Below are 19271 nucleotides of genomic sequence, written 5' to 3'. Positions count from 1 at the left end.
GTACGGCGTCTCGGAGTCCCGAAACCCGAGTCCGACCTTCGACAATGAATACTATCTGATGAAAAATCCCGACGTGGCTGCCGCGTCGATGAATCCGTTGGATCACTACATTCGTTTCGGCAAGAGCGAGGGGCGCAGCCCCCGGCGTGCTCCGGGCTCAAATGCCGGCGCCATCCAGAGACCCGACACCTACGTGCCGCGATCCGGCGAGAGGCGACCCGCCGCATTAAAGGCGCGCCTCATAGCCTTCTACCTACCACAGTTTCACCCGATTCCTGAAAATGACGCCTTTTGGGGAAAGGGTTTCACGGAATGGACGAATGTGACACGCGCCACGCCGCAGTTCGATGGTCATTATCAGCCGAAGCTGCCCGCGGACCTCGGCTTCTACGACCTGAGGGTGAAGGACATCCAGAAGGAACAGATCGAGATTGCCCTTCAGTACGGTGTCTCGGGGTTCTGTTTTCACTTCTACTGGTTCAACGGCAAGCGCGTCCTCGAGATGCCGCTCAAACAATTTATCGAAAATGATGCGCACGAACTGGGCTTCTGCATCAATTGGGCAAATGAACCCTGGAGCCGCCGTTGGGACGGGCGCGAACAGGAGGTGCTGATTGCGCAATCGCATTCACCCGAGGACGACCTGGCCTTCATCGAATATGTATCCCGCTATTTTCGCGACCGGCGATACATCCGCATCGGCGGCAAGCCACTCCTGATGATTTACCGGCCCGGATTGTTTCCGTCAGCCGCCGAAACAGCACAACGCTGGAGAGCCTATTGCCGGGAAGCCGGCATCGGCGAGATCTTTCTTGCCTATCCGCAGTCGTTCGACAAGGACGATCCCGCCGAATTCGGATTCGACGCCGCCGTCGAATTTCCACCGAATCTTGGGAAGTTTCGCGAGATCAGCGGCAGAATTCCAACGCTCAAAAGCGGCTTCCGGGGAAAGATCTTCGACTGGACGGAGCTCCTCAATCGCAGCCGCGCCTACCCGCAGGTTCCCTATACGCTGTTTCGCGGACTTTGCCCTTCCTGGGACAACACCGCACGGAGGATGGAGGCAGCCCATATTCTGACGAACGCATCGCCGTCCCGCTACGCAGAATGGCTCGCCAACGCGGTCGCCGACACGTGCGATCGTTTCGCCGATTTCGACAGCCGCCTGATCTTCGTCAATGCCTGGAACGAGTGGGCGGAGGGAGCCTATCTCGAGCCTGACGACCGCTATGGCTACGCCTATTTGCAGGAGACGCGGAACGTCCTGTCGGCTCCGTCAGCGGCCGGCAAATTCCCCAGGGATGCGTCCTGGCGCGTTTTGTTCGTTTCGCACGATGCGGCTCTCGGTGGGGCGCAGGCTTCGCTGATCGACATCGTCCAATGGCTGCAATCGCACACGGAGCTGGAGATCAAGGTGCTGTGCCTGGCAGGCGGTGAACGGCTCGAACAGTTTCGACGCATCGTCGACACCGCCCTTCTGGACGATCTGGTTTCGCCAACCGAGACGAGCGCCACGAAGCTCGCCCGCATCGCCGATTGGTATGGTGGCAGACCGGACCTCATCTATTGCAACAGCCTGGCCACCGGCCGTGTGCATGCGCTGCTTGGTGAACTGGACATTCCTATCCTGACGCATGCCAGGGAATTGGCAACGAGCGTCGCCCGATACGCCAAGGACGACATGGAGGATGTGGTTTCCCACACGCAGAGATTCGTTGCGTGTTCGCCAAGTGTCCGGGACTATCTGGTGGCCGAGCACAAGGTCGAAACGAACGCCATCGACGTCATTCCAAGCGCGGTTCCGCAGCCCGGCGCCGATCCCGGTCAGACGGAAATCCAGCGTCTTGAATATCGCCGGCTGGCCGGCTGGCCCATGGACAAGACGATCGTCCTGGGATCGGGCCTCGCAATGCCATTCCGCAAGGGTGCGGACCTGTTTATCGAGGTGGCCCGAATTCTTCGGGCCCGTGGGGTCGAGGACTATCATTTCTACTGGCTCGGCTCGTTTCCAGAGCGGGAACGGGATGAGGCTCTCGGCACCTGGTCGCAGCACCTCGACAGGATGCGAGCGGACGGGTTGGACGAAAAGGTTACATTTCTGGGCGATGTCGACGATGTGAGCGGCTATCTTCGGGCTGCCGATCTGTTTCTTCTGACATCCCGCGAAGAGCCGTTCGGCCGCGTCATGCTGGAGGCGGCATTCGCCGACTTGCCGGTGATCTGCTTCGCCGGCAGCGGCGGGGCGCCGGATTTCGTCGAGGACGATGCCGGCATCATCGTCGAACGGGCCGATCCTGCTGCCATGGCCGATGCGACGCTGAAACTGATCCGGAACCAGCCGTTGCGGATGCAACTCGGCAGGCAGGCGGGCGCCAAGGCGCGGTGGCATTTTACCACCGAACGGGTCTTTCCGCGCCTGCTATCGACCATGCGGAAGGTTGCAGGCCAGCCGCCCGCGGTCTCGATCATCGTGCCGACCTAAAATTACCGGCCGCTATCTGTCCGCAGCGACGTGGCGGCCGTTGCCGACATCCTGGAGCGCCGGTTTCAGCGGCGCCTCGCCGATCCTGCGGGTGGCGCTCGGGATTTCCTGGTCGAGGCGGGCGACGCGGCTCCTGCGCCGCGCTGGATCGGGGACCGGCCCGGCTTCAATCAAGCGAAATATGGGCCGACAGACAGATGCCCTCTCCCCGTCTCGCCGATCGGCGGCAGTTCGCCCTCGGTGAGGTTGCACGAAATGACAGGGCAAGATTCCGGACGGAAGGCGGTATCCTCATCGCCCAAATCGCGATAGGCGGCGAGGAAGGCGTAGGAGGAGGTGCCGATCAGGTTGTCCAGGATTAAGTTCGGCCGCGTCGGCCGAATTTCCCCGATCAGGCGCGACACGTCGGTCTCGCCGATGCGCATAGCGTTGGCCCAGCACCTTGCCGCCGGCGTCCGCGATCAGGTCGCGCGCGACGCGGTTCATCTCCCAGATATAGTTCGAGCCGAGCAGAAAGCCGTTGGCGCCGAAGCGCGGCGTGACATGCCCCATCAGCGGCACCAGATGCTGGTTGGAACGAGCGTGCATGTAGACGACATGCTCGTTGGCCTCGAAGCCCTCACAGGGGCAGGCGTACCAGAGCATGCCGCCTGCCTTCTCCAGCACGGGGATCGTCTCCTTGCGGCTCCAAGAGGTGACGCAGCCGACGACATGGCGCGCGCTGCTGGTCTTGAAGACGTCCTCGCACAGCGTCGCGTAGCGGTCGGCATTGCTTTGCGGATCGCGCTCGACCGGCACCAGCTCGATGCTCGAGCCGCGGTCGGCATTGGTGTCGGCGATCGCCCGCATGGCATCCAAGCGGGCTCGATGCGCCGTCTCAAACAGGACCCCAGAAATGAAAATGCCCCGCAGCCAGCGCCGCAAGGGCGAGGAATACGAGGCATTCTTGCCGCCCGGCGATCAGAGCCGGTATTTGGCCTTAGCGTATTCGGTCCGGCGGGTCAGTCAAGCCCTCAACGGCATCCGCGTCGAACACCAAAGGCCGGCCATCGCCGTTTCCCGCGAAATCCGCTGCCGCTATTTGGCCGCCGGCCTGTGTTGGCGGGCATAGGCCACGCAGGCATCCACCGTGCTGACACAAAGCGCGTCGCGCCTGTTCGGCAGATTGTTGTCGCCGGCGTAGGCAACTTCGGCGACGCGGCCGCCGACCATGCGGACTTGCGTGTCGCAGTAGCCGCCGGGAGCGACATTGAGAGAGCCACCGAGCGCCGGGACCGGCCCCACCGACAGGGTCGGGACGACGATGCTGAGATTGCCGCGCTGAACGACGCGCTTATAGGTCCAGATCTGGCCTGATCCGCCAGCGTCCGCGGTGGCGGTTGGAAACCCCGCGCACATTCGAACGTCGGCCTCGCTGAGGCCGACCATCTCCTTGCGAGCCGCCGCCGCCGTGGGATCAACCTTGGCGATGCGCGACGTGTCGTCGGGAACGACGCAGGAAGACTGGACGACGACGATGAGGCCAGAAAGGGCAAGCTTTCGAATACAGGAAAATGTCATACCGATTGTTGAGATTGGGTGGCGCCCGGCCGCCCTCTCTACGTAGGCACGCAGGTCGCCGGATCAACCCGCACACCTTCACGAAAAGGTGGCCATGGCTGCTCGGGGAAGAATGCTGGCCTCAATCAGTCAGCGTAAGGATCAATGCTCCTGCAATTGCTTCCTGCGCCACGCCGCCGGCGCCTCGCCGGTACGCCCGCGGAAGAAACGCGAGAAATAGGCGGGGTCGTCGAAGCCGATCTCGTAGGCGATGTCCTCGACCGTGCGCACGGTGAACAGCAGCAGCCGCTTGGCTTCCAGCAGCCGCCGCTCGCTGACGACGCGTTTGACGCCGGTGCCTAGAACCGCATGGGCAGCCTTGTCGAGGAGATGCGGTGTGGTGGCCAGCATCTCGACGTAGCGGTCGACCGGCCAGTTGTCGCGGAAATGCGCATCGACAAGCCGGCGCAGGCCAAGTGCCAACGACGCATCGGAAGATGGTGCTGTGCCGACAGTCGCCGGCGCGAGACGTGCGATGTGGGAGAGCGCGACGGCGATCAGCGACGGCAGGATCTTGTCGTTGCCGGCCCGCGCCTCGACATATTCGGCGCCGATCATCTCCAGCACCGCAGCCAGCCTCTGCCATGCGGCGTGGTGCGGCAGGCCATTGGCAAAGACCGGCCTGTCCAGCGGCAACAGGCTGTGACCGGCAAGGGCGGCGAGCGCATCGTCGGCGACGGAGACGACGATGGCGTCGGTGCCGGGGCCGATCGAGAAGCCATGCACGACATTGCTCGGCACGAAGCTGACGGCAGGCGCCGAAAAGTCCCAGGATTGGTCCTCGATACGGTAGGTGCCGGAGCCGCTGGTCCAGTAGGTCATCTGGCCCATCTGCGGGTGCTTGTGCGCGGCGACCTGGCCGAGGTGGATATTGCTGCGTGCAAGCACAGTCTCGACATGCAGGAAGCCGACATCGAGCGGCCGCACCGGCTCGCCATAGACGAAGAAATCGGGGATCGAGCTCTGGCTCATGGTGCCGGAAAAAGTCCAATCGGTTTTGCCGTTCCGTCCATAACCGATCCTCAGGCCGGGCGCTAGGATCGGCTTCACCAGTGGAGGAACATCATGCGGTCAGAAGATTTTCGTGCCGACAAAGCGCGCCCGTTCACCGGCGCGGAATATCTGGAGAGCCTGCGCGACGGCCGCGAGGTCTACATCAACGGCGAACGCGTCACCGACGTCACCACGCACCCGGCGATGCGCAATTCGGCCCGCTCGCTGGCGCGGCTCTACGATGCGCTGCATGACGGCAAGCGGCGCGACACGCTGACCTCCCCAACCGACACCGGATCGGGCGGCTACACGCATAAATATTTCCGCGTCGCCAAATCTTCGGGCGAACTCGCTGCACAGCAGACGGCGATCGCCGAGTGGTCGCGCATGTCCTATGGCTGGATGGGGCGCACGCCCGACTACAAGGCGGCGCTGATGAACACACTCGGCGCCAATGCCGACTGGTACGGGCCGTTCAAGGACAATGCGCTTTCCTGGCACAGCAGAGCGCAGGAAGCCGTGCTGTTCATGAACCACGCTATCGTCAACCCGCCGATCGACCGCCACAAGCCGGCCGAACAGGTGAAGGATGTCTTCGTCCACATCACCAGGGAGACCGATGCCGGCATCTATGTCTCCGGCGCCAAGGTGGTGGCGACGTCGTCGGCGCTGACCCACTACAATTTCCTGGCGCAGGGCTCGGCGACGGTCACCGAGGATCCGTCGCTGTCGGTGATGTTCATCGTGCCGATGAACGCGCCGGGGATAAAGATGTTCTGCCGCGTCTCCTACGAGCAGACGGCCAACACGGTGGCGGCGCCGTTCGACTATCCGCTGTCGTCGCGTTTCGACGAGAACGACGCCATCCTGGTGCTCGACAATGTCTTCATCCCCTGGGAGGACGTGCTGGTGCTGCGTGATGCGCAGAAGATCCTGTCGTTCCATCCGGCGTCGGGCTTCATGCATGGCTATTGTTTCCAGGGCTGCACGCGCTTCGCCGTCAAGCTCGACTTCCTCGCCGGACTGCTCGCCAAGGCGCTGCGCGCCACCGGCGGCGATGCCTTTCGCGGCAACCAGGCCGCACTTGGCGAGGTGATCGCGCTCAGGCACATGTTCTGGAGTTTTTCCAACGCCATGGCCTACAATCCGATCGCGTGGGCGAACGGCGCGGTGCTGCCCAATCTCGACGCCGCCCTCGCCTACCGCACCTTCATGTCGGAAGCCTATCCGCGCGTTATCGACACGGTGCGCCGGGTGATCGCGTCGGGGCTGATCTACCTGCCGTCATCGGTGCGCGACTTCAACAATCCTCAGATCGACAAGTACCTGGCGCAGTATGTGCGCGGCTCCAACGACATGGGCCATGTCGAGCGCATCAAGATCATGAAGCTTTTGTGGGACGCGACCGGCACCGAGTTCGGCGGCCGCCACGCGCTCTATGAACTGAACTATGCCGGCGCGCCGGAAGAGGTGCGGCTGCAGGTGCTGAAGGGCGCCGAACGCGGCGGCCGGCTGAAGGCGATGGAGGAACTGGTCGATACCTGCATGGCCGACTATGACGAGAACGGCTGGACTGATGACACCTGGCTGCCGCCGCTGGCTTCTACGGTCGGGTGATCTTCGATGGCCACGCAGATCTCGAAAACCGATTTCCGCGACGCCATGGCAAGGGTCTGCGCGCCGGTCAACATCGTCACGACCGATGGTCCGGCCGGCCGCGGCGGTTTCACCGCCACCGCCATGTGCAGCGTTTCAGACGAGCCGCCGACGCTGCTGGTCTGCATGAACGGGCGTTCGACGCAGGCTGCCATGTTCCTCGCCAACCGGCGGTTCTGCGTCAACGTGCTGACGCATGACCACATGCATCTGGCGGGAAAGTTCGCCGGCGCGACCAGGGACATGGAAGCCCGCTACTCGGCGGCGCGCTGGCAGACGCTGACCTCGGGCACGCCGGCACTCTCGGACGCGATCGTCAATTTCGATTGCGAGATCGAGGACGTGCATATCGTCGGCACGCATAATGTCATGATCGGCCGCGTCATCGACGTGCGCCGCGGCAGCGGCGGTTCGGCCTTGCTCTATGTCGACCGCAACTACACGCAGCCGACACGGCTCGGCAGCTTTGGCGGATGAGTCGGGGCGAACGGCGCGGGACGGAGAGCGCTCAGCTCTCGCCGTCGATCAGCGTCTCCAGCAGGTCGAGCAGCTGCTCCAGCCGCTCATGGCCGAAACGCCGCTCGATGTCGTCGTAGATGACGCGGCGTTCGGGGGACAGGGCGTCGATCAGGGCGGAGCCGGCCGGGGCTATGGTCAGCACGACACGGCGGCCATCGCCTTCGGCCTTGTTGCGGGTGATGAATCTTCGGCCCTCGAGCGCCTTGATGATGCGGGTCAGGCTGGGCGGCAGCACCGAGGCGCGATCGGCGAGCTCGGTCGCCTCGACCGGGCCGGCCTCGCTCAGCACGCGCAACACGCGCCATTGCTGCTCGGTCACGTCATGCGCAGCGAGCATCGGACGAAACCGCGCCATGACCGCTTCGCGGGCATGAAGGAGCGCCATTGGCAAGGAGCGGCGGGTGTTCTCGGGCAGCAAGTGAAATTCTCTCCAGCACAGGCTTGCAATCGGCTTTGCCCGGCAGCGCTGGCCGTCCGAGCCCGTCATCCCGTATCGTCGCCTCAGGCCGGATGCAAGACTTGACTTCGGCGACACCGCATGTAATTAACGCGTTAACTACAATAAGGCAATGTTCCAGGGAACCAGACGCGGTGCCTCACTTCTCCATCGAGTATTCAGCCAATCTCGATGCCAAGGTCGACATGGACGAATTGTGCGCGCTGGTGCTGCGCACCGTGCTCGACACCGGGCTGTTCGAGACCGGCGCGGTGCGGGTGCGGGCCTTTCGCGCCGAGGCCTATGCCATTGCCGACAATCTGCCGGAAAACGCCTTTCTCGACATGTCGTTTCGCGTCGGTACCGGCCGTAGCGCCGAGGACAAGAAACGCACCGGTGAGGCCGTCTTCAAGGCGGTGGGCGAATATCTGGCGCCGCTGTTCGAGACCCCGCATTTCGCCCTGTCCCTGGAGATCCGGGAAATCGACCCGGCGCTGAGCTGGAAGAAGAATGCAATCCACCCGCGGCTGCGCGGCAAGTGACGGAAGACTGACATGTCCGACCTCGAAGGCAATCTGAAAAAGGCCGAGGCCTATCTGGCGCGTTTCAAGAGCGACGGCGTACTGAACCAGATCGGCGGCGAGGCGGTGCCGGCCGCTGACGGTTCGACCTTCGAGACATTGTCGCCTGTCGACCTGAAGCCGCTGGCCAGCGTCGCGCGTGGCGGCGCCGCCGACATCGATCGCGCAGCCAAGGCGGCGAAGGCGGCGTTCCCGGCCTGGGCGGCCATGCCTGGGGAGGCGCGCAAGAAGCTGCTGCACAAAATTGCCGACGCGATCGAGGCGCGCGCCGAGGAGATCGCCTTCGTCGAGTGCATGGACACCGGCCAGGCACTGAAATTCATGGCCAAGGCGGCATTGCGCGGTGCGGAGAATTTCCGTTTCTTCGCCGACCGCGCGCCGGAAGCGCGCGACGGCGAGACGCTGCGCACGTCTGGCCAGATCAATATGACCACGCGGGTACCGATCGGCCCGGTCGGCATCATCACGCCGTGGAACACGCCGTTCATGCTGTCGACCTGGAAGATCGCGCCGGCGCTGGCGGCAGGCTGCACCGTGGTTCATAAGCCGGCTGAATTCTCGCCACTGACGGCGCGCCTGCTGGTCGAGATCGCCGAGGAAGCCGGCCTGCCGAAGGGAGTGTGGAACCTCGTCAACGGGCTTGGCGAACATGCCGGCAAGGCGCTGACCGAGCACCCCGACATCAAGGCGATCGGCTTTGTCGGCGAAAGCCGCACCGGGTCGATGATCATGAAGCAGGGCGCCGACACGCTGAAGCGGGTGCATTTCGAGCTTGGCGGCAAGAACCCGGTGATCGTTTTCGCCGACGCCGACCTTGAACGCGCCGCGGATGCGGCGGTGTTCATGATCTACTCGCTCAACGGCGAACGTTGCACCTCGTCCTCGCGCTTGCTGGTCGAGACCTTGGTCTACGACCAGTTCACCGATCTGGTGGCGGAGAAGGCCAAGCGCATCAGAATAGGCCATCCGCTCGACCCCCAGACCGTGGTCGGGCCGCTGATCCATCCGGTGCATGAAGAGAAGGTGCTGTCCTATATCGAGATCGGCAAATCGGAGGGCGCGGTGGTCGCCGCCGGCGGCGGCAAGTTCGCCGGTCCGGGCGGCGGCTGCTATGTCAGCCCGACGCTGTTCACCGGCGCCACCAACCGGATGCGCATAGCCCAGGAAGAGATTTTCGGGCCAGTGCTGACGGCAATTGCCTTCAAGGACGAGTCGGAGGCATTGGCGCTGGCCAACGACACGCAATACGGCCTGACCGGCTATCTCTGGACCTCGGACGTGACCCGCGCCTTCCGCTTCACCGACGCGCTCGATGCCGGCATGATCTGGGTCAATTCGGAGAATGTGCGGCATCTGCCGACGCCTTTCGGCGGCGTCAAGAATTCCGGAATCGGCCGCGACGGCGGCGACCATTCCTTCGACTTCTACATGGAGACGAAGAACATCGCCTTCGCCACGACAGCGCACGCGATCCAGAAACTCGGCGGCTGACCGGAGGAGATCAGAATGCCCTTGCCCAAGCCCAACCTCTATCCGGCCTTCAACATCGTGCGCCTCAGCCATGTCGAGCTGGCGGTGACCGACCTCGCCAGATCGCGCGCCTTCTATGTCGACACGCTTGGCCTGCAGGTCACCGACGAGACATCGGGCGCCATCTACCTCAGAGCCATGGAGGAACGCGGCCATCACTGCATCGTGCTGCGCAAGGCGACGACGCCGGAAGCGCGCGACCTCGGCTTCAAGGTGTTTTCGGACGAGGATCTCGACAAGGCTGCGCACTTCTTCAAGGGTAAGGGCCTGCCGGTGGACTGGGTCGAGCGGCCCTACCAGGCGCGCACCTTCCGCACGCGCGATCCGCACGGCATTCCGCTGGAATTCTATGCCGAGATGGCGAGGCTGCCGCCGATCCACCAGAAATACGCGCTCTACAGGGGCGTGAAGCCGCTGCGCATCGACCACTTCAACTGCTTCTCGCCCAATGTCGACGAGTCCGTCGCCTTCTACAACGAGCTCGGTTTTCGCGTGACCGAATACACCGAGGATGCCTCGAGCGGAAAACTGTGGGCGGCCTGGACGCACCGCAAGGGCGGCGTTCACGACATCGCCTTCACCAACGGCGTCGGGCCGCGCCTGCATCACGTCGCCTTCTGGGTGCCGACGCCGCTCAACATCATCGACCTGCTCGATCTGATGGCGACGACGGGCTATCTGCCGAACATCGAGCGCGGCCCCGGCCGGCACGGCATTTCCAACGCCTTCTTCCTCTATGTCAGAGACCCCGACAACCACCGCATCGAGATCTACTGCTCGGACTACCAGACGGTCGATCCGGACCTCGAGCCGATCAAATGGGACCTCAAGGACCCGCAGCGCCAGACGCTGTGGGGCGCGCCGGCGCCGAAAAGCTGGTTCGAGGAAGGCAGCAGCTTCGCCGGTGCCACGGCGCGGCAGCCGGACCTGACGGCTTCGCCGATCGTGGCACCATAGTGGGTTTTGAGTTGATGTCAGCGTTCCTTGTCGCCCCCCGCTGTCCTGCTGGACATCTCCCCCTCAAGGGGGGAGATTGGCTGGCCTTGCGGCCGGCGCGTTTCCTGCGACGTTGGAAATTGGCGAGAGCAGAGACAATGTCCAATCTCCCCCCAAGAGGGGGAGATGTCCGGCAGGACAGAGGGGGGCGCCGTAGGGCTCCGACCTCGCCGATATTCAGCATCACCATCGGCGGAGCCGCACCATGAGTCCCGCACGGCTCGCCACCTTCACCGTCAACGGCAAGACGCGCTATGGCGCGATCACCGGCAAAGGCGCCGTCGACCTTTCGGCGCGCCACGAGGAATGGCCGACGCTGCGCGAAGTGATCGAAGCCAACGCGCTCGGCAAACTCGCCGAGGAAGCAGATGCCTTCGACGCTGATTTCGCGGCCGAGGATGTCGTCTATCAAATTCCGATCCCGTCGCCGGAAAAGATCATCTGCGTCGGCGTCAACTATCCGGACCGGAACGAGGAGTACAAGGACGGGCAGGCGGCGCCTTCGAATCCATCGCTGTTCATCCGCTTTCCCCGCTCCTTCGTCGGCCATGGCGCGCCGCTGGTGCGGCCGCCGGAATCGCCGCAGCTCGACTATGAGGGCGAGATCGTCATCGTCATTGGCAAGGGCGGCCGGCGCATCTCCGAGACCGAGGCGCTCGGCCACATCGCCGCACTCTCTTTGTGCAATGAAGGCACCATCCGCGACTGGGTGCGGCACGCCAAGTTCAATGTCACGCAAGGCAAGAATTTCGACCGCACCGGCTCGATCGGCCCGTGGCTGGTGCCATTCACGGACGAGGCGCAGATCGCCGACATTACGCTCTCGACCCGGGTCAATGGCGAGCTGCGCCAGCAGGACCGCACCAGCCGCATGATCTTTTCCTTCCGCAAGATCATCAACTACATCTCGACCTTCACCACGCTGGTGCCGGGCGATATCATCGTCACCGGCACGCCGACCGGCGCCGGCGCCCGCTTCGACCCGCCGGTCTGGCTGAAGCCGGGCGACGTGATCGAGGTCGAGGCCGACGGCATCGGCGTGCTCAGGAACAGCGTTGTCGAAGAGGCAGCTTCATGACCCCGGAGCAAGTGGAAGACGCCGCCAACCGGCTGTTCGAAGCCGAGCGCTCGCGCCGCCAGATCCGGCTGCTCAGCCTCGATTTTCCAGACGCGACCATGGAGGACGCCTATCGCGTCCAGACGGCGCTGGTGACGCGCAAGATCGATGCCGGGCTGAAGCCGAAGGGCTGGAAAATCGGCCTGACCTCCAAGGCGATGCAATACGCGCTGGCCATCGACACGCCGGATTCCGGCGTGCTGTTCGACGACATGTTCTTCAACGACAGCGCGACGGTTCCGGCCGGCCGCTTCATCCAGCCGCGCGTCGAGGCCGAGATCGCCTTCGTGATGAAAGCACCGCTCAAGGGCCCGGGCGTGACCCTCTTCGACGTGCTCAATGCCACCGACTACATCACGCCGGCGCTGGAAATCCTCGACACCCGCATCGAACGCGTCAATGCCGAGACGAAGAAGGCGCGCAGCTTCTTCGACACGATCTCCGACAATGCCGCCAATGCCGGCATCGTCATCGGCGGGCGACCGCAGCGGCCCGATGAAGCCGACATGCGCTGGATCGGCGCCATCGTCTCGCGCAATGCCGAGGTCGAGGAGACCGGGCTCGGCGCCGGCGTGCTCAACCACCCGGCGATGGGCGTAGCCTGGCTGGCCGACCGGCTCGCCCGCTACGGCCTGTCGATCGCGGCCGGCGAGGTGGTGCTGTCGGGTTCGTTCGTGCGTCCGGTCGAGGCACGGCCCGGCGACACGATCGTCGCCGATTTCGGCAGTTCCGGCACGGTCAGCATTCATTTCGCCAAGGGCTGACGGCGCTATCCGTCCCTACTCGCCACGCAAATAGGCGATCACCACATCGGCCGCGATAGTCGACATGCGCAGACCGACCTCCCTGGTGATTTCGCCTTCGACCCGGCTCTGCACCCAGCCAAGGAAGGCGAAGGCCCGCAACGCTGAAAACAGCGGCAGGGCGGCGATGTCGTGCGGCGTCAACGCCCGCTCCTGCCGATAGCCATCGAGCAAGGCGGCTTCAATCAGCGGATAGATCGCCTCCTCGCGGTTCTGGTACAGAGCAACGGCAAGGTCGTACATGTGCCAGCCAAAGCCGCAATCGTCGAAGTCGATGATGCGAACCGCGCCATCATGGATCAGCACATTCTCGCGCACCAGATCGGCATGGATGATGCCGAAGTTGCGAGGGCTGCGTTCATGCTGCGAAAGCGCCTTCACCGCCTTGTCGCGTGCCTGCAAAACAAGCTCGCGGCGCGGACCATCGAGAAAGGGCGAGGTCTCGAAGCGGCCCCAGATCGGGTTCGGCCCGAAGAAGCCGTCGAAATCCCAGGCATGGCGGGCAAAGCCGGCGGGCGGCGCCCAGCTGGCGCTGATATTGTGCATCCGTGCGATGGTTCGGCCGATCGCGGCGAAGACCTGCCTCGCCTGTTCCGGCGTGTAGGCCAGGGGCACGCCCCGCGCGCCGACGGCGCGGCCTTCGAGCCAGCTCAGGCAATCGGCCTGGCGGGACGGCTCTGAGGCGGCCTTCCTGACAAGCACGAACAAATCGCCGGCCGGTGTTGGCACCGGAGACGGCGTGGCGATGCCGGCGGATTGCAGAAAGCTCATCCATAGCAATTCCGAGCGCAGCGCGGCGTCGGTGTGATAGCCGAGCCGATGGATGCGCATGGCGGCCGGCTGGCCGTCCGGCAGAGAGACGCGGAAGACCGCGTTCTCGCGGTATTTCAGCAGTTCCGGCTCGCCGTCGCGGGCACCCCAACGGGCGAGCGCACGGCGCGCAAGCTCGGTGACATCCGCCACCGTCTCAGGCTCGGAACGCACGGAAACCACGCTCACGCCGACACTCCAGCGACGTCGCCAAGCACTTCGTCGAGCGTGCCTATCAAAAGCTCGGCATGGGCGCGGGAGAACGGCATTGGCGGGCGGATCTTGAGCACATTGCCGTGGATTCCGGTCTTGCCCATCAGCACGCCACGGTCGCGCATGGCGTTGATGACGCGCCCGGCGATGTCAGGCGCGGGCTCGCGCGTCTCGCGGTCATGGACCAGTTCGGCGCCGAAGAACAGGCCGGCGCCCCTGACCTCGCCGATGCAGTCATGCCGATCGGCCAGCGGCCGCAGCAGGCCGAGCGCATAGGCGCCGACGTCGCGTGCGTTTGCGACGAGGTTTTCCTGTTCCAGGACATCGAGAACGGCATTGGCCACGGCGCAGGAAACCGGATTGCCGCCAAAGGTGTTGAAATAACGGAAGGCGTTGCGAAACGTCGCCAGGATCTCTGTGGTGGTGACGACAGCGGCGACCGGATGGCCATTGCCCATCGGCTTGCCCATGGTGACGATGTCGGGGATGAAGCCGGCGCGTTGATGACCCCAGAAATGGCTGCCGGTGCGGCCGAAGCCGGGCTGCACCTCATCGGCGATGACCAGCCCGCCGGCCTCACGCACCGCCGCCATGGCATCGTCGAAGAAGCCGCTGGGCAATGTCGGAAAGCCTTCATTGGCAAGCAGCGGGCAGAGGATCATGCCGGACAGGCCGATGCCGTCCTTTGCCAGCGAAGCGATCGCTTCGCGCACCGCACCGCCGAAGGCCTTGCCGTTGGCCATCGCGTCGGGATGGCGAAAACTGTCGGGCGCCGGCACCAGCCGGACATAGGGCGCACGGCCGCCGACCGGCGGCATGCGCGTTGAGAGTTGCGAGACCGCCGTGGTGTTGCCGTGATAGGTGGCGTCGGTGGCGATGATGCCCATCTGGCCTGACGTCGCTTGCGCCATGCGCAGCGCGATGTCGTTGGCCTCGCTGCCGGTGCAGGTCAGGATGGCGGTGGAGAGGCTGGCATCGAATGTCGCGGTCAGCCGCTCGACATAGTCGAGGATGGCGGTGTGAAGGTAGCGCGTGTGGGTGTTGAGCAGGCTTGCCTGCCGGCACAGCGCCTCGACCACATGCGGATGGCAATGGCCGACATGGGCGACATTGTTGTAGGCGTCGAGATATTGGCGGCCGTCGGCGTCATAGAGCCAGACGCCTTCGCCGCGCACCAGGTGGACCGGCTCATCATAGAACAATTGCGATTTCGCGCCGAGCAGCCGGCCACGCCGGCTAATCAGCGTCTCCTCGGCCTGCTTTCCAGGCGCCGAACTCTTCCGCGGGTGTGCCATCTGTCTCTCGAAACTCCCTTGTATCCCGTCAGACCTTCGACAGTCCGGCATCCAGCGCTTCACCGATCTTGGCGACATCGGCGGCGCTGATGATGAGCGGCGGCGACAGGATGATGTTGTTGCCGGAGACGCGCAGCATGACGCCGGCCTCGTAGGCCGCCTCTGAAACCACGGCCATGGTCTTCTTGTCGGTCGGCTTCTTGGTCGCGCGGTCGGAAACCAGCTCCATCGCCGCCATCAGGCCCTTGTACCTGACATCGCCGACGATCGCGTGCTTGGTCTTCAGCCCCTCCAGAACCGCCCCAAGCTCGGCGCCGCGCGCGGCCGCGTTCTCGTTCAGGCGCAGTCGTTTGGTCTCGGCGAGCGCCGCCAGCCCCGCCGCGCAGCCGACCGGGTGGCCGGAATAGGTGTAGCCATGGCCGATCGACCCGAAACTGGTCTTGTCGGCCTCGAAGACATCGGCAACCTTGGCGCCGACCAGCGTGGCGCCGAGTGGGAAATAGCCGGAGGTGATCGCCTTGGCGATGGTCATGAAATCCGGCTTCACGCCGGTCAGCCGCGAGCCCGACCAGGCGCCGGTGCGGCCGAAACCTGTCACCACCTCGTCGGCGATCAGCAGGATTTCGTGGCGGTCGCAGATTTCGCGCACCAGCGGCATGAAGCTTTCATGCGGAACGATGACGCCGCCGGCACCCAGAACCGGCTCCATGATGAAGGCGGCGATGGTGTCGCCGCCCTGGAAGGCGATCTCGTCCTCCAGCGCCCTGGCGCAGAGTTTGGCCAGCCGCGCCGGGTCGGTCTCGTCGAACGGGTTGCGGAAGGTCCAGGGTGCCGGGATGTGGAAGACGCCGGGCAGCAGCGGCTCGTAGTTGCGGCGGAAATTGGCGTTGCCGTTGACCGAGGCGCCGCCGAAATGCGTGCCGTGATAGCCCTTCTTCAAGGCGAGGAACTTGGTGCGGTCGCCCTGGCCACGGATTTTCCAGTATTGCCGCGCCAGCCGCAGCGCGGTCTCGACCGAATCCGAGCCGCCCGAGGTGAAGAAGGTCCGTACCATGCCTTCCGGCGCGAACCATTCGGAAAGCTCGTAGGCGAGCTCGATCGACGGTCCGGTCGAGGTGCCGCGAAAGCCGGAATAGTAAGGCAGCGCACCGAGCTGGTCGGCGATCGCCTTCTTGATCGGGTCGCAGCTGTAGCCGAGATTGACGTTCCACAGGCCGCCGACTGCATCGAGCACGCTCCTGCCGTCGATGTCGGTGACGGTGACGCCCTCGCCTTTCATGATCACCTTGGGCGGATTGGCCCGCATCTCGGCCGGATGCGCCATCGGATGCCAGATTGGCTTGGCATTGGTCTCGGTGAGGAAATTGATGTCGCGCATCACAAGGCTCCGCAGATGTCTCAGGGGACGAGGTCGAAATGGGCAAGGGCTTCGGCGTATGACTGCGCCGGCCGGGCAACGTCGAAATGCACCGTGCGCATGCCGGCGGCGCGGCCGCCATCGACATTGCGCTGCTGGTCGTCGACAAAGACGCAGGCGCTAACCGGCAGGCCGAGCGCCTCGGTGACGAAGCCATAGGCGCGCGGGTCGGGCTTCAGGACGCCGGTATAGGTGGCGTCGACGATCACGTCGAACAGGCCGAGCAGCGGCAACCGTTGGCGGAAGTCGGCGCCGTAGAACAGGTCGAGCTCGTTGGACAGGATCGCCAGGCGAAAGCCTGCGGCGTGGACGGCGCGAATGGCATGGTCGGCTTCGGGCCGCACCACCTTTTCCGGCTCGGCGCCACGCGCGCGCTGAACGAAGGTTTCCATCGCATGCCAATCCTCGCCGACGAGGCGGCCGACCTCGCTGGTGCGGGTGCGCCAATAGTCGCGCTCGCTAATCTCGTCGGCCTGCATGGAGCGCCACAGTGGATCGCTGTTCGGATCGAACGGCCCGCGCCATTGCAGTGTTCCGGGCGTCAGGCCAAGCGCCTGTTCGGTCAGGGCATGGGTTTCGAACAGCGTGCGGGTGACGACGCCGCCGAAATCGAGGACAAGCGCCTGGGCACGAACCGCGGTCACGCAGCCACCCCGTTGGCCGGCATGCCACGCGGGACGATGCCTTCCTCAACCCAGCGGTCGAAGATTTCGAGCGCCTTGGCGACGAAGCTGTCGCTGTTGATATGGGCGTCGATCTCGTGGAGCTCCACTCCAGCAGGTATCGCCTTGCGCATTTCGTCGACGAAGGCGGCCAGCGCTTCCGGCTCATAGAGCGGCTCGCCCCGCACGTCCCATTCCTGGATGCCGCCCGTGGGCAGGATGAAGGCGGAGCGCCCTTTCGAGGCGCCGAGCTTGGCGGCAATGGTCCTCGCGACCTCGCGGCGGTCATCGGCATCGACGGTGATCGAGGCGATCAGCCTGTTATGGGCGTGAAACGGGCGCTCGAAAAATTTAGCCGGCAAATCCTGCCAGGTCGGCAGGTCGACCATGTCGACCGCGCCGGGTGCGGCAATCTGCGGAATGCCGCGGGCGCCGGCATTTTCCAGCCGGTCGCTACCGGAGCTGACGACGGAGCCGGCCAGATGGTTGGTGATCTCCTGCAGGCTGAAGTCGAACACCGCGCAGAAATGATCCTGGCCGGCGATCGATTCGAAGGCGCGGCCGCCCATGCCGGTGGTGTGGAAGACGGCGACATCATAGCCGCGCCGCTCCAGCGCCGGCTTCAGCGTCTTCATGTAGCGCAGGCAGGAGCTGCCGAGCGAGGTCATGCCAATGGTCGGCCCGGTCGCCGGCGCCGAGGCGCGGCTCTCCAGCACAATCCGGGCCGCGCCGACCACCGCGCCGCAGGCCTGCGACAGGACCAGCCTGCAGATCGAGTTGAGGCCGTAGAGCCCACCGGCCCAAAGGATCATCATCAGGTCCGGAGCGACCCGTTCCGGCGGGATCAGGTGCGAATAGGCGATGGTGGAGACGACGAATTTCGGCACGCCGAGCGGCAGGGAAAGCGCCACGTCGAGCGCCAGATCGGTGCCCATCGAGCCGCCTATGGCGATGAAGGCGTCGATCTCGCCGTTGCGGTGCAGCTGGCGGGTGAGTTGCACCGCCCCGCCCGCCATCAATGTCATGGCGGTGTTCTCGTCACCGCTCGCGACGATCTCCTCGATGGTCACGTCGACGGCCCGGGCCACGGCATGCTTGTCGTGATCGGGGCTGTAGGGTGGATTGCCGAGAACGCTGACATCCATCATCACGGCGCTCCCGCCCGACGCCTCGATGCAGGCTTTCATGAACAAGAGCTCATCGGCCTTGGTGTCGCCGGTGCCGATGACCAGGATGCGGGGCGCGATCTCAACGGGCATCAAGCCTGCCTCCTCAAGGTTTGCAGATTGTCGCCATTGAGGCGCATCGAAATCTCCCGTGCGGCCGCCATGACAGCAAGTCCGCGTTGCGTGATGTCGGCCGTTGTCGTCCTGGCCTTGGGCGCGGCCACCGCGATGGTGCCGAGCGCGAAGCCATCCGCCGCCAGGATTGCCGCCGCGACGGATATGACACCTTCTTCCAGGCCCTGATCGCAGATCGAATAGCCACGCTCGCGTGCCTCGGCCATGGAACGGGAGATGGCGACGGGCTCGGTCAGCGTGTGCGCCGTGAAGGCCTCGAGAGGACCCGCCAGGCATGCCTTGACGGCCTCATCCCTGGCAAAGGCCAGATAGGCGATGCCCGACGCGGTTGAATGCAGGGGCAGAAGCTGGCCGATATCGATGTTGACGCGGTTCGCCCAGGCCGGATGCTCGACATGGACGGTGACCAGCCTGTCGATGCCGAATTCCGACAGATGCACGGTCTCGGCCGTGGCGCTTGCCAGATCCCGCACCAGCGGCACCGCGGTCTGCAGGAAGGGGAAGCGGGCCTCGCGGATGCGCGCCAGCCGCGACAGGCCGGCGCCGAGCCGATAGTGCCGCGTGCCGGCATCCTGCTCGACGAAGCCGCGATTGGTCAGGGCGACCAGCAGCCGCCGCGTCGTCGCCTTGTCGAAGCCCGACCGGCGCGCCAGATCGGTCAGCCCGAGTTCGGGTTCGGCCACGGTGAACAGCTCCAGAAGTGAAATCGCCTTGCCGACCGTACCCAATGCATCCTCCCGGCATTTGCCTCCCAGCAGGGGCAATCAATTAACGTGTGAATTAACTTGACAGCAAGCCGCCTGGTTTGCAAGTCTATATTCAAAATAATGGTTCAAATAATGAACCAGCATCCAGAGCATA

General features: G+C 64.5%; 17 protein-coding genes and 1 pseudogene. 8 read left to right on the top strand and 10 right to left on the bottom strand.

Going from position 1 to position 19271, the window contains the following annotated elements:
- Positions 1-58: 58 nt before the first annotated feature.
- A complete protein-coding gene (locus ACWGS8_RS18410; RefSeq protein WP_454582261.1) occupies positions 59-2482 on the top strand; it encodes a glycoside hydrolase family 99-like domain-containing protein in 2424 nt (807 codons plus the stop codon).
- A 170-nt stretch (positions 2483-2652) separates the two neighbouring features.
- Here the strand turns inward: ACWGS8_RS18410 and ACWGS8_RS18405 are convergent.
- The 3 genes and pseudogenes from ACWGS8_RS18405 to ACWGS8_RS18395 all read right to left on the bottom strand — a co-directional run bounded on the left by ACWGS8_RS18405 (position 2653) and on the right by ACWGS8_RS18395 (position 5053).
- Positions 2653-3331, bottom strand: a pseudogene (locus tag ACWGS8_RS18405) (transporter substrate-binding protein).
- Between the two features lie 228 nt (positions 3332-3559).
- Positions 3560-4042 carry a hypothetical protein gene (locus ACWGS8_RS18400; RefSeq protein WP_454582260.1) on the bottom strand — a complete coding sequence of 161 codons (483 nt, stop codon included), beginning with the start codon at positions 4040-4042 and terminating at the stop codon, positions 3560-3562.
- 141 nt (positions 4043-4183) lie between these two features.
- Positions 4184-5053 (bottom strand): helix-turn-helix domain-containing protein, encoded by an 870-nt coding sequence (locus ACWGS8_RS18395; protein ID WP_454582259.1) that lies wholly within the window; start codon positions 5051-5053, stop codon positions 4184-4186.
- 93 nt (positions 5054-5146) lie between these two features.
- Here ACWGS8_RS18395 and ACWGS8_RS18390 point away from each other — a divergent pair, with 93 nt between their 5' ends.
- A complete protein-coding gene (locus tag ACWGS8_RS18390) occupies positions 5147-6691 on the top strand; it encodes a 4-hydroxyphenylacetate 3-hydroxylase N-terminal domain-containing protein (RefSeq protein WP_454582258.1) in 1545 nt (514 codons plus the stop codon).
- A 6-nt stretch (positions 6692-6697) separates the two neighbouring features.
- The gene (locus ACWGS8_RS18385) at positions 6698-7207 is read left to right on the top strand and encodes a flavin reductase (protein ID WP_454582257.1); all 510 of its coding nucleotides are present in this window, start codon (positions 6698-6700) and stop codon (positions 7205-7207) included.
- A 31-nt stretch (positions 7208-7238) separates the two neighbouring features.
- On the opposite strand, the gene hpaR is transcribed toward ACWGS8_RS18385, so the two are convergent.
- Entirely contained in the window at positions 7239-7736 is a 498-nt protein-coding gene (hpaR, locus tag ACWGS8_RS18380) for a homoprotocatechuate degradation operon regulator HpaR (protein ID WP_454582256.1), read from the bottom strand.
- Positions 7737-7840: 104 nt separating this feature from the next.
- On the opposite strand from hpaR, the gene ACWGS8_RS18375 reads away from it, so the two are divergent.
- The 5 genes from ACWGS8_RS18375 to hpaH all read left to right on the top strand — a co-directional run bounded on the left by ACWGS8_RS18375 (position 7841) and on the right by hpaH (position 12673).
- A complete protein-coding gene (locus tag ACWGS8_RS18375; RefSeq protein ID WP_454582255.1) occupies positions 7841-8227 on the top strand; it encodes a 5-carboxymethyl-2-hydroxymuconate isomerase in 387 nt (128 codons plus the stop codon).
- Between the two features lie 12 nt (positions 8228-8239).
- The gene (hpaE, locus tag ACWGS8_RS18370) at positions 8240-9757 is read left to right on the top strand and encodes a 5-carboxymethyl-2-hydroxymuconate semialdehyde dehydrogenase (RefSeq protein WP_454582254.1); all 1518 of its coding nucleotides are present in this window, start codon (positions 8240-8242) and stop codon (positions 9755-9757) included.
- A 15-nt stretch (positions 9758-9772) separates the two neighbouring features.
- Entirely contained in the window at positions 9773-10753 is a 981-nt protein-coding gene (gene hpaD / locus ACWGS8_RS18365; protein WP_454582253.1) for a 3,4-dihydroxyphenylacetate 2,3-dioxygenase, read from the top strand.
- 244 nt (positions 10754-10997) lie between these two features.
- Entirely contained in the window at positions 10998-11870 is an 873-nt protein-coding gene (locus ACWGS8_RS18360; RefSeq protein ID WP_454582252.1) for a fumarylacetoacetate hydrolase family protein, read from the top strand.
- Positions 11867-12673, top strand: a complete 807-nt coding sequence (gene hpaH / locus ACWGS8_RS18355; RefSeq protein ID WP_454582251.1) for a 2-oxo-hept-4-ene-1,7-dioate hydratase — start codon at positions 11867-11869, stop codon at positions 12671-12673. The genes ACWGS8_RS18360 and hpaH overlap by 4 nt, the downstream gene beginning before the upstream one ends.
- Before the next feature lie 15 nt (positions 12674-12688).
- Here the strand turns inward: hpaH and ACWGS8_RS18350 are convergent, their stop codons facing one another.
- Genes ACWGS8_RS18350 through ACWGS8_RS18325 form a run of 6 tightly spaced genes read right to left on the bottom strand, consistent with a single transcriptional unit; the run spans position 12689 to position 19138 of the window.
- Positions 12689-13711 carry a phosphotransferase enzyme family protein gene (locus ACWGS8_RS18350; RefSeq protein WP_454582250.1) on the bottom strand — a complete coding sequence of 341 codons (1023 nt, stop codon included), beginning with the start codon at positions 13709-13711 and terminating at the stop codon, positions 12689-12691.
- A complete protein-coding gene (locus tag ACWGS8_RS18345) occupies positions 13708-15030 on the bottom strand; it encodes an aminotransferase class III-fold pyridoxal phosphate-dependent enzyme (protein WP_454582249.1) in 1323 nt (440 codons plus the stop codon). Before ACWGS8_RS18345 ends, ACWGS8_RS18350 begins: the two co-directional genes overlap by 4 nt.
- Before the next feature lie 28 nt (positions 15031-15058).
- Positions 15059-16408: an aminotransferase class III-fold pyridoxal phosphate-dependent enzyme gene (locus tag ACWGS8_RS18340; RefSeq protein ID WP_454582248.1), complete on the bottom strand. Its 1350-nt coding sequence runs from the start codon at positions 16406-16408 to the stop codon at positions 15059-15061.
- A gap of 20 nt (positions 16409-16428) precedes the next feature.
- On the bottom strand, positions 16429-17091 hold the full coding sequence (locus ACWGS8_RS18335) for an HAD family hydrolase (RefSeq protein WP_454582247.1): 663 nt from the start codon (positions 17089-17091) through the stop codon (positions 16429-16431).
- On the bottom strand, positions 17088-18368 hold the full coding sequence (locus ACWGS8_RS18330; protein ID WP_454582246.1) for a Tm-1-like ATP-binding domain-containing protein: 1281 nt from the start codon (positions 18366-18368) through the stop codon (positions 17088-17090). The genes ACWGS8_RS18335 and ACWGS8_RS18330 overlap by 4 nt, the downstream gene beginning before the upstream one ends.
- A complete protein-coding gene (locus tag ACWGS8_RS18325; RefSeq protein WP_454582245.1) occupies positions 18368-19138 on the bottom strand; it encodes an IclR family transcriptional regulator in 771 nt (256 codons plus the stop codon). The genes ACWGS8_RS18330 and ACWGS8_RS18325 overlap by 1 nt, the downstream gene beginning before the upstream one ends.
- Positions 19139-19271 lie beyond the last annotated feature (133 nt).

Source organism: Mesorhizobium sp. 43Arga (assembly GCF_053714255.1).
This window is presented reverse-complemented; position numbering and strand designations above follow the sequence as displayed.

Coding starts and splice junctions, on each gene's coding strand:
- ACWGS8_RS18410 (WP_454582261.1), top strand. CDS start 59: ATGAAAAATCCCGACGTGGCTGCCGCGTCGATGAATCCGTTGGATCAC.
- ACWGS8_RS18345 (WP_454582249.1), bottom strand. CDS start 15,030: ATGGCACACCCGCGGAAGAGTTCGGCGCCTGGAAAGCAGGCCGAGGAG.
- ACWGS8_RS18390 (WP_454582258.1), top strand. CDS start 5,147: ATGCGGTCAGAAGATTTTCGTGCCGACAAAGCGCGCCCGTTCACCGGC.
- ACWGS8_RS18400 (WP_454582260.1), bottom strand. CDS start 4,042: ATGACATTTTCCTGTATTCGAAAGCTTGCCCTTTCTGGCCTCATCGTC.
- ACWGS8_RS18330 (WP_454582246.1), bottom strand. CDS start 18,368: ATGCCCGTTGAGATCGCGCCCCGCATCCTGGTCATCGGCACCGGCGAC.
- ACWGS8_RS18395 (WP_454582259.1), bottom strand. CDS start 5,053: ATGAGCCAGAGCTCGATCCCCGATTTCTTCGTCTATGGCGAGCCGGTG.
- hpaD (WP_454582253.1), top strand. CDS start 9,773: ATGCCCTTGCCCAAGCCCAACCTCTATCCGGCCTTCAACATCGTGCGC.
- ACWGS8_RS18340 (WP_454582248.1), bottom strand. CDS start 16,408: ATGCGCGACATCAATTTCCTCACCGAGACCAATGCCAAGCCAATCTGG.
- hpaH (WP_454582251.1), top strand. CDS start 11,867: ATGACCCCGGAGCAAGTGGAAGACGCCGCCAACCGGCTGTTCGAAGCC.
- ACWGS8_RS18360 (WP_454582252.1), top strand. CDS start 10,998: ATGAGTCCCGCACGGCTCGCCACCTTCACCGTCAACGGCAAGACGCGC.
- hpaR (WP_454582256.1), bottom strand. CDS start 7,736: ATGACGGGCTCGGACGGCCAGCGCTGCCGGGCAAAGCCGATTGCAAGC.
- ACWGS8_RS18385 (WP_454582257.1), top strand. CDS start 6,698: ATGGCCACGCAGATCTCGAAAACCGATTTCCGCGACGCCATGGCAAGG.
- hpaE (WP_454582254.1), top strand. CDS start 8,240: ATGTCCGACCTCGAAGGCAATCTGAAAAAGGCCGAGGCCTATCTGGCG.